The 15,408-nt window shown below is 45.7% G+C and carries 14 protein-coding genes; 2 read left to right on the forward strand and 12 right to left on the reverse strand.

What is annotated here, in order from left to right:
• Positions 1-87 precede the first annotated feature (87 nt).
• From ACO08K_RS12760 to ACO08K_RS12775, 4 genes are all read right to left on the reverse strand, one after another.
• A complete protein-coding gene (locus ACO08K_RS12760) occupies positions 88-975 on the reverse strand; it encodes a universal stress protein (protein ID WP_421796784.1) in 888 nt (295 codons plus the stop codon).
• Between the two features lie 95 nt (positions 976-1,070).
• Positions 1,071-1,436: a DUF6565 domain-containing protein gene (locus tag ACO08K_RS12765; protein WP_421796785.1), complete on the reverse strand. Its 366-nt coding sequence runs from the start codon at positions 1,434-1,436 to the stop codon at positions 1,071-1,073.
• Between the two features lie 67 nt (positions 1,437-1,503).
• The gene (gene hemW, locus ACO08K_RS12770) at positions 1,504-2,664 is read right to left on the reverse strand and encodes a radical SAM family heme chaperone HemW (protein ID WP_421796786.1); all 1,161 of its coding nucleotides are present in this window, start codon (positions 2,662-2,664) and stop codon (positions 1,504-1,506) included.
• 189 nt (positions 2,665-2,853) lie between these two features.
• Positions 2,854-3,261, reverse strand: coding sequence for a DoxX family protein (locus ACO08K_RS12775; RefSeq protein ID WP_421796787.1), 408 nt, complete (start codon positions 3,259-3,261; stop codon positions 2,854-2,856).
• A gap of 124 nt (positions 3,262-3,385) precedes the next feature.
• Here ACO08K_RS12775 and ACO08K_RS12780 point away from each other — a divergent pair, with 124 nt between their 5' ends.
• Positions 3,386-3,751 carry a winged helix-turn-helix transcriptional regulator gene (locus ACO08K_RS12780; RefSeq protein WP_421796788.1) on the forward strand — a complete coding sequence of 122 codons (366 nt, stop codon included), beginning with the start codon at positions 3,386-3,388 and terminating at the stop codon, positions 3,749-3,751.
• A 3-nt stretch (positions 3,752-3,754) separates the two neighbouring features.
• Here ACO08K_RS12780 and ACO08K_RS12785 read toward each other — a convergent pair whose 3' ends face one another.
• From ACO08K_RS12785 to ACO08K_RS12810, 6 genes are all read right to left on the reverse strand, one after another.
• On the reverse strand, positions 3,755-4,558 hold the full coding sequence (locus ACO08K_RS12785; RefSeq protein WP_421796789.1) for a pseudouridine synthase: 804 nt from the start codon (positions 4,556-4,558) through the stop codon (positions 3,755-3,757).
• A 226-nt stretch (positions 4,559-4,784) separates the two neighbouring features.
• A complete protein-coding gene (locus ACO08K_RS12790; protein WP_421796790.1) occupies positions 4,785-6,821 on the reverse strand; it encodes an SPOR domain-containing protein in 2,037 nt (678 codons plus the stop codon).
• A gap of 109 nt (positions 6,822-6,930) precedes the next feature.
• Positions 6,931-7,500, reverse strand: a complete 570-nt coding sequence (gene purN / locus ACO08K_RS12795) for a phosphoribosylglycinamide formyltransferase (protein WP_421796791.1) — start codon at positions 7,498-7,500, stop codon at positions 6,931-6,933.
• A gap of 92 nt (positions 7,501-7,592) precedes the next feature.
• Positions 7,593-8,006 (reverse strand): GtrA family protein, encoded by a 414-nt coding sequence (locus tag ACO08K_RS12800; protein ID WP_421796792.1) that lies wholly within the window; start codon positions 8,004-8,006, stop codon positions 7,593-7,595.
• Positions 7,990-8,538 carry a 5' nucleotidase, NT5C type gene (locus ACO08K_RS12805; RefSeq protein ID WP_421796793.1) on the reverse strand — a complete coding sequence of 183 codons (549 nt, stop codon included), beginning with the start codon at positions 8,536-8,538 and terminating at the stop codon, positions 7,990-7,992. Before ACO08K_RS12805 ends, ACO08K_RS12800 begins: the two co-directional genes overlap by 17 nt.
• Positions 8,539-8,656: 118 nt before the next feature.
• On the reverse strand, positions 8,657-8,953 hold the full coding sequence (locus ACO08K_RS12810; RefSeq protein ID WP_421796794.1) for a muconolactone Delta-isomerase family protein: 297 nt from the start codon (positions 8,951-8,953) through the stop codon (positions 8,657-8,659).
• A 519-nt stretch (positions 8,954-9,472) separates the two neighbouring features.
• Between ACO08K_RS12810 and ACO08K_RS12815 the strand changes: the two genes are divergently transcribed.
• On the forward strand, positions 9,473-11,644 hold the full coding sequence (locus ACO08K_RS12815) for a peptidoglycan-binding protein (protein WP_421796795.1): 2,172 nt from the start codon (positions 9,473-9,475) through the stop codon (positions 11,642-11,644).
• A gap of 68 nt (positions 11,645-11,712) precedes the next feature.
• On the opposite strand, the gene ACO08K_RS12820 is transcribed toward ACO08K_RS12815, so the two are convergent.
• Together ACO08K_RS12820 and ACO08K_RS12825 are read right to left on the reverse strand one after the other, a co-directional pair.
• On the reverse strand, positions 11,713-12,462 hold the full coding sequence (locus tag ACO08K_RS12820; RefSeq protein WP_421796796.1) for a LytR/AlgR family response regulator transcription factor: 750 nt from the start codon (positions 12,460-12,462) through the stop codon (positions 11,713-11,715).
• Positions 12,462-15,302 (reverse strand): sensor histidine kinase, encoded by a 2,841-nt coding sequence (locus tag ACO08K_RS12825; RefSeq protein WP_421796797.1) that lies wholly within the window; start codon positions 15,300-15,302, stop codon positions 12,462-12,464. The genes ACO08K_RS12820 and ACO08K_RS12825 overlap by 1 nt, the downstream gene beginning before the upstream one ends.
• Positions 15,303-15,408 lie beyond the last annotated feature (106 nt).

Genomic DNA, 15,408 nt, shown 5'->3' on the forward strand with positions numbered 1-15,408 from the left:
TCAAAGCTACGTGATCTAATGATAAGTAATACTATCGAACACAGAATAGATTGGACAGAATTTGGCATATCCTCCAAATTCTAATCGTCATCGAACCACCAAAACTGGGCAATTTGCCGTCTCGACCACTTTTTCTGTTACGCTGCCAAACCACAGGTTTTCCCAGGTACTATGCCCTTGTGCGCCCATGATTACCATGTCTACATCCTGGGTTTGGGCATAATTGCTGATGTGCCGCGCCGTGTTGTTGAAGGTATTGTCCACAATGACTTCGGCAAGGGTAAAAGGCGTTTTATCGGCAAATTCGGTCAGGAATTTTTCAAAAGCATCTCTTGCCGCATTTTTCAATAGTTGTTGTAGGCCAGCATTGGCATATGGTCGATCGAAAGCATTGCTTGGCGGTAAGTCCATGACATACAGCGCAGTGACTTTAATTTCGGTGTTTTTCAACGCAATATCCAATGCAATCCGTAATGCTTTTGCCGATAAAGCTGAAAAATCCACTGGCACCAGAATATGGTGTAATTGGGCCTTACTATTTTCAGGCACTACCATTACATTACACTTAGCCGCACGGGTAATTCTACGTGCACTGATGCCACTGCCTTCGCTGTGTTTTTTACGACCGATAACCAACAATTGGATGTCTTTTGCAGCGCTAAGGTGCACTACTTTTTGATAGGGTTTGCCCTCCCGAACTTCGATCGACAGTTCCAGCCCAGGTCGTTTCCCCAATGCTTTTTCTACATCTTCGGCCAGTCTGTCGCGTACTTTTTCATCGGCAGGGTAATCCGCTGAAAACAAGGAATGGAATTCAATGTCAACGTTTTGAGGGGCGCTGAAGTCGGGCATTACATGCAAAAGATATACCTTCTGAAAGCCGAGCTTTTTATCCAGGGCCCCCACCCATTCCAACAGTTTTGGGTCCATTACGCTAAGGTCCATGGCAAGCAAAGTGCGCTTGAATGTGGTCATGGCTATTGATTTTTGTCAAAGCTAGGGGCATTCAGGCACTACTGTAAATGGAGAAGATCAGTTGGCGCAGTGATTTTAGTGCTTGAGGAAGTGGGTCATTCCACTATTTTTTCCACTTCCTCGCGGATTTCCTTTTTGGCGTCTTTTAAGGTTTTGTTGAGCCCATTTAAAATACGGCCTTTCAAAAATTGAGCATAGGCGTATTCAAACCGATTGTCTAATTTGTTCAGAAACTCCTCGTCTTCATTGGTCAAGGCCGCCTGGATTTCATGGCGTTTGATCCCCGTCCATTCATCCAGCTCGGTTTCGGCAGCTTCCCAATCCGCTTTGGTGAAAGTGGGGGCTTCTTTTTCTATTTTTTCAATAAAAGCGTTGTAAGATTTGATGTAGGCATTTTTGTGGCTTTCCTCGCTACAGGCGAACAAAAACAAGGCGCAAAAACCAATCAATAGGATTCTCATTGGAGTATGTTTTTGGTGGTAAATGGTATCGAAACGTGCAGCAATAAACACAAAGTGCAAATACCACTCAATTATTTTCGATGAAAAAAAGCTGCGCAGCGATGTAATCCGCCATAAACTTGCCACTATTGCTCAAACGATATTGGTGGTTTTGAACCAACACCTGGCCCTTGGCCATAAAAGGCTGAATGTTCTCTAAAAAATAAGTCTGAAAATCGGGAGCAATTTTTTGCAAATCGCAACCCCAAATGGTGCGCAAACCCGTCATCACGTATTCGTTGTAACGGGTAGCTGGGCTGAGTTCTTCCAGTTCAAAAAGCCCAGTATCCGATAGTTTAGTAATATCGTCTTCGGTCAAAATTTTCAAATATTTGGCATTGTTGGCTACGTTCCACTGTCGGCTTTGGCCATTGAAGGAATGCGCCGATGGACCAATGCCCAAATAAGGTTCGCCCAACCAATAACTGGAATTGTGGCGGGCATAACGGCCCGGTTTGGCAAAATTGGAGATTTCGTAATGCTCATAGCCTTGCGCCTGGGTTGCTTCCATCAGGTACAAAAACTGGGCGTTGGCGTGCTCCTCGTCTACCGGAGCAGCTTTACCCTGGCGTACAAAATGATCGAGAGCTGTTTTAGCCTCCACGGTCAGGCAATAAGCGGAAAGGTGTGGGATGGGATATTGAAAAATGGTATCCAGATTCCTGGCCCATTGCTCGTGGCTGGTGGTAGGCGCGCCATAAATCAAATCCAGGGTAAGGTTCTCAAAACCCGTGACTAAGGCGTTTTCAATACATGCCCTTGCCTCCTGGGCATTGTGGGCGCGATTCATAAAGCGCAGGTCTTCCTCAGCAAAGGACTGGATGCCAATGCTCAAACGATTGACCGGGCTATTGCGCAAGGCTTGTAATTTTTCCAAACTGAGGTCATCTGGATTGGCCTCCAGTGTAATTTCAGCATCAGCTTGAACGCTGTGCAATTGGTATATTTTGGAAAAAATCTGCTCCAGTTCATTGGCATCCAACAAGGAGGGAGTGCCGCCACCAAAATAAATGCTACTCAATGGTACGCCTTGCAAATAGTCTTTTTGCACTTCCAGTTCCCGTACAATAGCCTCAACCATCGCCCCCTTCTGCCGCAGCGAAGTGCTGAAATGAAAATTGCAATAGTAACAAGCCTGTTTGCAAAAAGGGATGTGTAGGTAAATGCCGGGCATGGTTGAAGATTCCAAGGTTTTCAGGGTTCTAAAGTTCAGTTGAGGTGAACACCGGAGCCCTGTTTTATCGATACTGGTTTTCTCTGAATTCAGAACTGCGAAGGTATGCCTTTAACTTAATAATTCTGGCCTCAACGTTTCAAATTGAGCAATAAGGAGAAAGGGTCTTGCCAGTGCAGCCCTTTCTTCCTTTTTTCCCCTAAACTAGTGCGCTAGCACTGGTTTTTTATGAACAATCGCATCAAGGCTCATTGGCCCAGAGCCAAAGTATCCAATCAAAAGTGCGCTCCCCAGCAAAGCGATGTTTTTCATAAAATTGACCATGTCCATTCGTTGAGCCATCGGGTCCTCAATGGTCCAAAACTGATGTAAAGTCAGGGTCACTGGAATCAAAAACAAAACAATAAGCCAGGCACCCCATTTCGCTTTGTAGCCCAATAAAATGCTCAATGCGCCTAGGAGCTCCATTACACCTGACAATGGCACCAATACACTTGCAAAGGGTACTTTGGCCGCAACGTTATTGATGGTTTCAGCGCTAAAATGACCGGATGCTGACATGATGAAAAGCAGTGCGAAACAAATGCGCCCCAATAAGACCAGATTTTTCATGCTGTTTGTTTTAATGGTTATTTGAAATCTGGATCAAAATTAGGTACATTTGCTATACAATTGTAAGTAGTATACTCTTGTATAGTAGTATACTTTGGTATAGTAAAAACACAAGTAATTAAAAATGAAAAGATTAGAACCATCAGACCACAAAGAATGTATGGGCCGTATCCGCCCGGTGAATGATGCACTGGATGTGCTGAATGGTAAGTGGAAACTACCCATCATCATTTCATTGTCGCTGGGGAATAAGCGTTTCAATGAAATGGAACGTGAAATTCCAAAAATCACCGCGCGGATGTTGTCGAAGGAATTGCGTGAACTGGAAATGAATGAGCTGGTCAAACGAACCGTACACGACAACATACCCGTCGTGATCGAATACTCCCTGACCGACTATGGCCGTTCCCTGGATGATGTAATTGAGGCCTTACACAAGTGGGGTACGCAGCACCGGAAAAGGATCATGTCAAAACCTGCTGAGGTATAAGTATTACTTCCCCGTAAAATGTTTCAACATGATTACCTCCTGCTTGCTCAAGGGGCGCACAAACCCGCGCGGCAGGTCTTTTTTGGTCAGCCCTCCCAAATACACCCGATCCAGTTTAAGCACCTCATAGCCCAGGTGTGCAAAAATGCGGCGCACAATGCGGTTGCGGCCAATATGGATGGTGATGCCCACTTCGGTATGGGGCCGTTCCATGATGTAATCCACCTCGTCCACGGGAGCAAGGCCGTCCTCCAGCTCTAATCCAGCCCGAATTTTTTCCAGGTCTTCTTTGGGGATACTTTTATCGAGGGTAGCGTGGTAGATTTTTTTGATTTTGTAACTTGGGTGGGTCATTTTTTGAGCCAATTCACCGTCGTTGGTCAAAAGCAATAACCCTGTGGTATCCCGATCGAGGCGGCCTACCGGAAAAACACGTTCTTCCACCCGATCTCCGATGAGGTCCAACACCGTCTTGCGGCCTTTTTCATCGGAAGTAGTGGTGATTACATCTTTGGGTTTGTTCATGATGTAATACACCCGGCGAATTTCAGGCTTGATCACCTTGCCTTTGAACTTGACAATGTCGCCTGTTTTAATCTGATAGAACGGCTCAATAACAAGTTCGTTGTTGACACTGATGTGTCCTTGTTTCACAATCTCAGCGGCCTCCCGGCGCGAGGCGACACCACAATGCGCAACGTACTTATTTAGCCGCATCCCCTCGGTCGATTCAGGGGCAGTAGGTGGGCGACGATCAACTCTTTTTTTGCCGTAAGCACTGGGCTTGCGCTTGGATTGTTTAGCCATAAAAGCTTGGAGTATTTTTATTGGAACGCCTGCGGCGTTTTGTTTTTTTGAACCACCTAAGGCACCTAAGGGGCATCGCAGGAAGCAAAGTCCCTAAGATGCCCCTTAGGTGCCTTAGGTGGTTCAAAAAAAAATATGTGTGGTTCAAAATAAAAAACTTCGGGGTTTAGACCACGTAGCCTAAACCCCGACAAAATTAGAACAAATTTATGGTTTAAGAGCAGGATTAAAGATTTACCCGCCCATAACGTTCACCATTGGTGTATTTCACGATGAAAGCCAGGGAAAATCCTTTTTGTTTCACCGCCGCCAAAGCGCGTTTGGCCTCGTCTTTGGTGTAAAAAGTGGCCACCAGTACCCGGGTCATTTGTTTGCTCAGGATGGTTTCTGTTTGCACGCTACCAAACTGACTCATTGCTGTATAACGCTTGTCATTAGGGCTATACGTTTTAAGGGCTGCCAGCTGGATTTTGTAATATTCCCCCTCGTAGCGTGGTGCATCAGTAGAGTATTCCTCCTTATCGGCCGGGCCAGCTCCTTTCGCAGTGTATACACCTCCGCTTGGGTTAAGATTGGGGGGATTGGTAGCAGGATTATTCGTTCCTGGATTATTGGTACCTGGATTATTGGGGTTTCCTGGTGGTGGATTAGTACCTGGATTATTGGGATTTCCTCCCGGATTCGTATTCACCACCGAGCCACCCAGTTTTACCAACATCAAGGGTTGACCATAGGGCTGGCCACTAGGATTGTCGGTCACAAAGTTGTAGGCTCCTGTAGCATAGCCTTGTGCGGTAATCTCGACCCTGAACTTGCGATTGGGCAACAATTCCAGATCGTAAGTACTGGCATTGAATTCGCGGTTGAGCAGGATGGATTCCGACTCATCGGCGCGGATTTCATACAAAGTCAGCAAGTATTTATTGATCGGCTCACCCGTTTCCTGGGCAAATACACTGCCCTGGAGTTTGGCCACCACCAGTTTGCTTTTGATCTCAAAAATATCGTCGTCTTTGGTAGTGAGTTTTTCACCTGCCACAATCCGGTTCGATACCAGGAAGCCACCCTCGCCGTCATTGTGTTTGATGTAATAATAATCATCAGCAGGGGAGTTGTAAGGCAAGCCCAGGTTGTCGGCTGGTGCCCAGGTGCTCAAATCTCCCTTAGAACTGTAAATGTCAAAACCACCAATGGAGGTTTGACCATTCGAAGAGAAATAAAGGGTACCCTCACTTGTGCTGAAGTAAGGCGTCATTTCGTCGCCCAGTGTGTTGATGGATGGGCCGAGGTTGATCGGATTTGCAAAGGCATTACCTGTTGCACTCAGTGGGCGTTCTACGTACCAGAGGTCCATGCCACCTCGGCCACCAGTGCGGTTGGAAGCAAAGTAAAGGATCTCTTTACCGTTGTTCTGTACCACATGGGGTTGGGTTGCAGTAGTCCCTTTGGCATTGATGGCTTCGGGTAACATCTCAGGTGCCGACCATCCGGTCGCCTGTTTGCGGATGACGTAAATTTCACAACGAGTCGTGCGGTTGTTAAAAGAACTGGCCGCATCACAAATGGTGAAATAGAAGCGCTGGCCGTCCGGTGTCAGCGAGCCGTGGCAATACTGGCCTTTCTGGATCACCGGAAAATTGTCCGGGGTAGCCCCTTTGCCCCAGGCATTATCTGCCAGGGAGGAGCGATAAATGCGTGCAGTACCACCAATCGTTGAAGAGAAGTACAACAACCCTTTATCGATAGGTAGTGGGCCGAACTCATTGTCGCTGGTATTTACTCCAGCGCCAGCGTGGGTGACTTCAATGCCTTGCTGGGCCTGATTAGGCAATAATTTACCCAATTCACAGCCCTGCAGTTCGGTTTGTACCATATCTTCAATGACTGATTTGCCATCTCCGCTGTAGGTGTCCCGAAAATCGCTGAAGGCTTTAGAGGCCTTGTCGTACTGCCCATCTTGCTTGAGGCTGCGGGCGTATTTCAGTCCCACCAACGGGAACTGATCGTTTTTGTCCTTTACATTGACGTAGGCTTCAGAGGCTTTGCGGTAATTGCGCAGTACATAGTAGGCCTCGCCGGCTTTGAAAATGGCCTCGGGCTTTTTGCCTTTTAGCCAGGATTTTTCAAAAAAATCGGCTGCCTGCACATAGTTTCCTTTGGTGTAGGCTTCTTCACCTTGTTTCATTAGTTTTTTGGCGCTTTGAGCGCTAAGGGTGCAGATGAGGCTGAAGTTCAACAGCAGAAAAACAAGCTTTCTCAACATAGCGTGCTTTTTTCTTACAATCGATCCTTTGCCTGGTTTAAGGAACGGATCGGGTTGTTAGACATATGAAAACAAATAATCGCAAAGAATAATTAGAGTTTATAAACCCTTAAAACCTTTGCAGCAATTGATCAATAACTTCGGCGTAGTGTTTGTGTTCCAATTGCAACACTTTCCCGGCAATTTCTTCCGGAGTGTCTGTAGGAGAAAGTTGACAACGGGCCTGGAAAATAATTTGACCTTCATCGTAACGTTCATTCACGTAGTGGATGGTCATTCCACTTTCTGATTCACCAGCCTTTTTAACCGCTTCGTGAACATGTTTACCGTGCATTCCTTTGCCTCCGTATTTTGGCAGCAAAGCAGGATGAATATTCACAACTCGCCCTTGAAACGCTTCGACCAGGTATTCTGGTATCAACCACAAAAAACCAGCCAAAACAATCAGAGAGATCTCATATTTATTCAACACAGATACAACATCTTCCGTCTGGTAGAACGTATGGCGGTCGATTACTATTGAATCTACCCCAAAACTTTCAGCAATTTTTAACACTCCGGCGTCCGCACGGTTGGAAATGACCAGTTGGACACTCACATCCTGACGTTCGGCAAAATATTCCAAAATCTTCCGGGCATTTGAGCCGGATCCGGAAGCAAAAATGGCAATGTTTTTCACTTTGCTCTTTGTTTTCGGGAAGATACAACAAACTTTTTTGTCATAAACAATAATGCAGCAAATCCGAGAAAGTTACAAATGAAATAAGACATTTAAATGAATTTTCCTTCAAAAACCAGCCTTTTTAGGTAGAAATTGTAAAAAAACACGATGCCAGAGGTGAGTAATTTAGCTAAAAGCGCATTTTGCCGAAAAAAGGGCAGGTAATTGTCCAATAAGTAAATGATACCAGTACTCAGCAATAATCCACCCAGAGATACGAGCAAAGCCAGTCCAAAAGCCGACCATACCGAGCGCTTCAGCTCAAATACAAATCGCTTTTGTAGCATAAAATTGACCAATACCCCTGCCGCGTAGGCAAAAGGCTGGGCCAGCGTGGCTGTAAATTGTAATCCATTTTTCAGCCCAAAAAAAATCGCATAATCAACTGCCGTAGCAATCCCAGCTGAGGCTGCATATTTGAGTTTGAGTTGAAGTAAGGACTTGAGTTTATCGATTAGTGGCATAGCCTTGTTTTTCGCGCTCAAAAAAGGCCAATACCTCGGTCCAGTTGTTGACACGGGTAAATTCAGTCTCGCTTAGGTTGTGGGGAGCCGTAAACAATAAACCTTTTCCTTTAAACGTGCGGAGGTTGAAGGCGTGATCATCGATGAGGTAATCGGTACCGATGATGCTTTTGTCGCCACAAAAAACGAAGTTTCGCCAGGAGATGTTTGGGAAATATTGCAGCAGCCAATCGTATTTGTCTTCAAGGCTATTGCGGAATTCCTGCGCAGCAGTTACAAAAAAGATTTCATGGCCATCATCCAAAAGGCTCTGAATACCTTCCTGTGCACCAGGAATCAGGGCCAGATCGGCAAAAAAACCTTTGTGGTACAAGGCTTCACGTAAGTTTTCGCCACCTGGTAAGGCGTACAATTTTTTGCCATTGTATTCTTCTTCGCTGGGTCGGCGGCCATTGATTTGTTCAAAGAGGGTCAAAAATTTAGGGAGGACGTCGGCAACTACCTCGTCCATGTCTACGGCGATGCGCTTCATGCTTGGGTTGATTTTGTGGGCACCGTAGAGACGCACGGCTGTGCGTCTCAGCCTGCAATATTAAAGACGTCTGTGCAATTTTCCAGCCGTGGTCTCTACGATGATGGCACAAATATCTTTAATTCATTGAAAAATGCAGCGCCAAATCTGCCGTATTGTGAAACATCAATTCCGAAATATACGGATGCATGTGATCGCTGAGGGGCAATTGGGCAATGGTTTCCATCACCTCAAACTCTGAATCCGCTTCCATAATCACCCAAAGCACGGAACGATCCATGGCAAGGGAATAGGAACGAATCTTGCCTTCCGACATGAGGTAATCCACCATGTTTCTTTGCTCTGGAATCAGGGCAAGAAACTCTTCCGAAAGGCTTTCAGGGAGCTCAAACTCCACCATGTAAGTACGCTTCATATAGAAATCTTAGGATTCTACAGTTTTAAACGAAAAACCGCTCCCATCGTTACGAAAATGGAGCAAAGTTTCACCTTTATACGAAAAATTTTCATCGAGGGTCACTTCGCCATCCAAAATATACGCGATTGCGTTATAATTTTCAGGAATTTCGACGAAAGTTTTTCCCTCCGCTGCCAAATATTACCCATCTGAATGCTTTCACTCTTTATAATATTGGCAACTGTTCTCATATTTAAGTTCTCCTTAACGTCGGTTTATACAACAAATTCAGTTCCATTGTAGTTTAACTGCCTAATTGACACTTTTATCACAATAAAGGAGTCAAAACCTGACATTTATGCCTACTTTTGTGGCGAGAATACCATTTTTACGTCAATAGAGTTTAGAAGGTTGAGGGAGGTTGAGAAAGTTTAGGCTACCGCAAGCGATTTTGACAGCACTCTTCACAAGTCGCTCGCGGTAGCCTAAACCTTCTCAACCTTCTCAACCTCCTCAACCTTAAATTATCATTTTCCCATGCGACGAGTTCAACTTTCTCTTTTTCTCCTGCTGTTGAGCGCATCTGCACTCCTGGCGCAAAGCAGTAATAGCTATTTTACCATTCTGGTAGGTACTTTTTCGGGCAATCGCCCCGAGAACTACAAGAGTGTAGAAAAACTAGGCTTTTTGTTTGCCAAGGAGCGCCCCAATCAAGTCTTTGACGTGTACATTGGCGGCTATGACACGGCGCTGGAAGCGGCGAAAATTTTGGATCAAGTCAAAAAATCGGGCTTTTCAGCTGCCAAAATTCAGCAATACGTGGTACGCGACAACCAGTCGGTAGCCTCTATTCAAATCGCCAGTTTTGACGCCAATGCCTCCCTTAACTGGAATCGGCATCAGGCGCTCAGTGGAGAATTGTACGTGATCCCCAATGAAAACGGTGCAAAATTGCTCACGGGCTTTTATCCCACTATTGAAGCAGCGCGAAGAGAATTGCCCAAAATTCAGGCGATGGGTTATACCGATGCTTTTGTGCGAACGGTTCACCCGACGTTTTTGCATCAAATTGGTGGCTTTGAAACAGGTACTCCGCACAAAGAAGTGAATGCAACAGCACAAATCGGCCCCAAAAAGACCAATGTGCCTGTTTCCAAACCGGTACAACGCCCACAGCCTACCTTCTTGCCGGTGGATTACCAGCTCGACAATCCAGCCACCAATCTTGCCGGAGTGCCCGGAGTGAACAGCAATCCAAACAATACCACCGCCAATACAGGCAACAATACCAGCAACCCCAACGCGAACAACACTTACGCTTCCGGGCCCCCACCCCCCAACGGCAATAACAACCGCACGGCACCAGCTGGCAATGGACAAGCTCAATTCAAGTGGGATACTCCTGGCGCGAATACCAACCCGCCCAATACCCAGGCAAAAGGTGCGCAGGTTCCCGTTTCTTACGAGGCTTCCAATAATCTAAACAATGGTAATGCCAATACGGCGAACCCCAATAATTCCAATACCAATACCAATACCAATACGGCGAACCCCAATAACCCCAACACCAATACCAATACCAGTACGGCGAACCCTAACAACACTTATGGCAACGCAGTGCCAGGCTACAATTACAATTCGAACTTGGGAGTAAAAGGTGCCAATGTACCGCCCGCCAATACGAACGGCAATAGTACCGTGCAGCAGAACAATCAAGCTCCTGCTCCGGTGGCCATTTATCGGGCTTCAGTGAAGGAATTGCAACAAGCTCTGGCGCAGGAAGGAGCCTACCGCAGCGGTATTGATGGGTATTTCAACGCGGCGACCGAACAAGCTTATGACTTTTTCCAGGAACGCAATCGTTTGATGACCCGCTACACTGCAGCTGCCCAGGTGAATAAAGAAGAGACCAATTCTACAACTTCTCGCCTGAACGATATGCTGAATCGCCTGGACAAAGACGCCAATCCTATTGCCAGTCTGGCCAGCATCAACCACCCGCTGTCCAAGGCTTATATGGCGTACAATAGTTTCACCTCGCGGGGCCCTGGCTTTGAAACCAACAACCTGATGAACGGTGCCATTCGGGAGGTATTCTCCAGCCGCAATGTGAGCAACCAGATCAGTTTCGATAGCAAAGCGGCTTATGCATATACCGATTTGCGGCAATTCATCCTGCACTTGTATTACCTACACGCTGCATTGGGTGAAGAATATCCGCTGCCTTGCTGGTTGAACGACAAACACCCCCAGGAGAGCGCCGAAGCACAGGGGCTGTTCAATGCTTCTTCTACGCTGCCCCTGCCTACCCAAACTTGTGATGAGCAAGATGAAACAGAGCAGAACAGCAGCAAGGTGTTGCAACTCCTGGCCGAAGACATTGGTGTAGACAAACCCGCTGAAGCCCTGATCAAACAGGCTGCAGATCACCGCACCCAATTGTTGGCGGGTAAAGTACAGGTTTCGGCCGCCGAACAAACCCAACTGGACTCCTGGTCGACCGAATTACTGAACAAACTCAACATCTGGGCGGCGCAAGATCCTCTCCATGCTGAGCTGGTACGCACTTTCCGGGTAGTTTTCTACCAAACCCAAATGGAGCTGGAAAACCACTTCATCAATCAAGGTATGCCGGTGCCCAAGGCGCGGTACTTGGCGCTGGCTACGGAGCATACGTTGGTGAGCCCGTTTTTGCAGCGATTTGAATAGAAAAATAAAGATGAGAGATGAGAGATGAAAGATGAGAGATGAAAAAAGGTAACACAATCTCTCATCTTTCATCTTTCATCTTTCAGCAAAGTTTGTAATACCCTTTCTCGCCGACTTCGCGATACCGGAATTTTACTCCCATCCTTCATCAAAAGATACCCTCCATCGGCTTTTTCCCATGATTTAATGGCTTCCACATTGACCAAATGGGATTGATGCGTGCGCAAAAAGCCGTATTCCTGAAGCATTTCTTCAAACTCGCCCAGATTTTTGGAAACCAGAATGCTGGCTTGGTCGCGAATGTAAAAATGGGTGTAATTGTTTTCGGCCATACAACGAATGATGTCGGCAACGGGGATCAGTTCAATCCGTTCGGCGGTGGGCAGGGCGATGCGCTTGGGGCTTGTCGTTTCACGGCGACTTTGGAGCAACAATTGCAATAAGGCGTATTCCTGTTCCATATGCAGGCGCTGACTGGCTTTCTGCACCGCTTCTACCAAATCCTGCACCCGAATCGGTTTCAACAAATAATCAATCGCACTGTAACGAATGGCCTGCAAGGCATAGTGATCGTAGGCGGTGATGAAGATGATCTTGGGCCAGGGCTGGGGCAATTGCTCCAAAAAATCAAAGCCAGTGCCATCCGGTAGCTCCACATCCAGCAGGATCAATTCCGGCAAGTATTGGCGAAATAAGGCCAATGCCTCAGCCACCCCTTGTGCCTGCGCTACAACCTGAACCTGCGGGCAGTGCTGCTGGAGGCTCAGTTGTAAAAAAGCCCGATTGTGTGCTTCGTCTTCCAGAATTAAGGTTTTCATCAGCAACAGGGGAGTTTGAGGGTGACTAGGGTACCCGATTTTATAGGGTCTTTTTCAGCCAAATCGACAACGTGAACACTTGCCTCTGCGCCATACATCAATTGCAATCGTTCCTGGTTCATCTTCAAACCACTTTGGGTACCATTGCTGTTTTTTTGACGAGCTTGGTGAATGCCCACTCCATTGTCTTGGATGGAAATGAGGACATTGGGGCCATCTCGCCTTAGTTGCAGTTCGATTTTACCCCCTGCATTTACGGGAGCCAAGCCGTGCAAAATGGCATTTTCTACATAAGGTTGCAAAAGTAAGGCTGGCACTTCACAGGCATTTACATCCAGTTCAGGGGCAATGTCCAGGTGTAAAGTAAAAGGTTTGCGCAGATTTTCCAGTGCACAATATTGTTCCACCAGGTCTAATTCCTCCCGCAGGGAAATGATGCCTTTCTGGGTAGCCCGCAATACCAGGCGCATCAAAGCCGCCAAATCCGCCAGGTAGTCATTGGCTTTTTCCGACTGCTGACTGGCAATAAGGTGCTGAATAGAACCCATGGTATTGAAAATAAAATGGGGGTTTAGTTGAGCGCGCAAACTTTTGAGTTCTATTTCGGTCAGGCGGCGTTTGCGGGTTTCACGGCGGCGGATATAGCGGGTGCGTAGGGCGAGGGTGGTGCCGAGGAGTAGGAGATTGGCCAGGATAATGTAGAGCCAGGTGAAGTTGGGTTTTAGTGCGGATTTTTGGGCTAGAAAGGGTTGGAGGCGGTAGGCGAAGTCAGCCCTGATTTGCCTAGGATCACCTGCGGAATTATCCATAAAATCCCTAATCACACTCGCTTCGTTGACGAAATACAAGCGATTATAGGCTGATTCATCCCATTTTGTGCTTTCGTTGAAGCAAAACCGATCGTGGATAAGTTGTGCCGCTTCTAAATCTTTTGGGAAAAAGAGATTGTCTTCGGTGTAGGGTGGTGGTACATTTTTGCCTGAAAACTTTTGCTTGAATTCGTGGTGTGGCAAGGGGTAAATGTGGACAATATTCAGGGAAGGGTGGCGCTTGGTTAGTTTGGCGTATTCGATGTGTCCAAAGGAATGACTACCGAGTTCCAGGTGAAAGATGGTCTTTTTTCCACGTAGTTTTTTGGCATTGAGTTTTTTGCCTTTAAGATTGTATACCTCGAAGTTGGGGAGAGGTCTGCCAGTGATTAAACTTTGCTCCGTATCGTGAAACTTTCGGATGTTTCCAGCCAATATAGTGTCTGGACAGGTACGGATGAAATCTGCTGCTTCAGCTTCAAGATTGGGATAATCTTTGTTTAAAAAAATGTAGGTATTGGAAATGTTCTGGTATAGAACCTGAATTAGAGGATCACCCGTCAGTATGAACTTTGCTAGGGAATTGATGCTGGTTTTTGGAGTACTGGATGGGTAAACATGGAAGGTACGCAATTTTTCAACCCTGAATCCAGGGTATCTATAACATAAAAAATTAGGATACTCATAACTGTATTCGCACCAATCATTGAGCACTGGTAGAGACTCTATGCGTGAAAAATTCTTCTTGGCATTTAATTGTTCATAATCCAGAAATTTAGATATGCTATTAAATTCCAATAAATTCCAGGCTTCTTTGTAACGATGGCTCCAAAATGCATCCCAGAAACAAAATGGGTTCACCGCTTTTTTTTGCCTAAAAACCAAGATAGAATCTTTTATAAAATCTTGCTTGACCTCTTTGTAATAAGACGCTGCGCCTTTTTTTGAATTGATGATGTTTGTCCATTTCAGCATGTATTTATTTTGGAGCGTATCTCTATTCATCAATAGACGTATCAATTCATTTTCACTAGCACAATTGCCCCGGTAAATGGCTTTACTTTGCTTGTTAAAATCGGCGTTAATGGTTAAATGGTCACCCGGGGAAAGAAAAATGGGAACATCAAAAAGCTCAAAAGCAATATTCCGTGCTAAAGGGATTTTAAGCGAAAAACTGCCATCCGTATACAGGTCAACTTGTGCTTTCACCCCACAACGAAAACGCAGATAGCTGAGCAATTCATCTTTTTCCCTAATTCCCCCTTCTGTCTTAAAATGGGTAAATTTTCCTGTTACGGTAGCCACAGGATCGCTCCAGCCGCGTATCCATATGTTTTTTTGAGTGCCATCAGCCTTGGTTTCAGTGAAAGTCCCATATTTAATCCATCGGCTGGCATTGTCAATGCTCAGTTGTTGGTTCTTTCCAAAATGGTAGTGCGTTAAATAGGCTTCCTTGTCAACGTGGGTGTAGTCAAATATACGGATGAATGGTTCTACTTCATATTGATCCTTTTTATGAGCAAGTGACCATTGAAACTGCTCTTCTAAAACTGGAGGCTCTATTTCCCAGAGAAATGGTAGAGCCTTTAACTTGGACTTTGTTTCTACAGACTTACCCTTCATCATTATTTGGTGCCGTAGTACTTTTCCTTGAGAGTTGACAACTATTGAAAATTCTTTGTCACACAAATTCCAAGAACTATAAGTTTCTGGTTCTTGATGATATTGGGAGTCAAAATAGTCGCCGTCATTGAGCGATCCTCTTTGTGATCGATAACGTAGAGGAACGGCCTTTAAAAAAACACTATCACCATTTTTTTTCAATACCTGAAAAGACCAGGTCACTCTTTCTAAAAGAATAAAATCTCTGTGATAAGGTTTTTCATAGTACTTCCGCTCCTCCTGCCGCACATCCAACCAATATGTCTTCCCCACTTTCCATTCAAAAGCAAAAGGCAAATCCGCTTGAGCAAACAAAATTCCGCTCGACAACAGGCAACAACAAAGCAGTATTACAGGATTGAGTTTCATAATCATCATGTCTAAAATTAGCAATAATTCTCCCACTAAATTGCTGTGTAAGCCCCATTTTTTCCTTTTGAAATGAATATCCAGCAGACCTAAATGAGCATTCGGT

The sequence above is a fragment of the Haliscomenobacter sp. genome, from assembly GCF_965225875.1.
Taxonomy (GTDB): Bacteria; Bacteroidota; Bacteroidia; order Chitinophagales; family Saprospiraceae; genus Haliscomenobacter.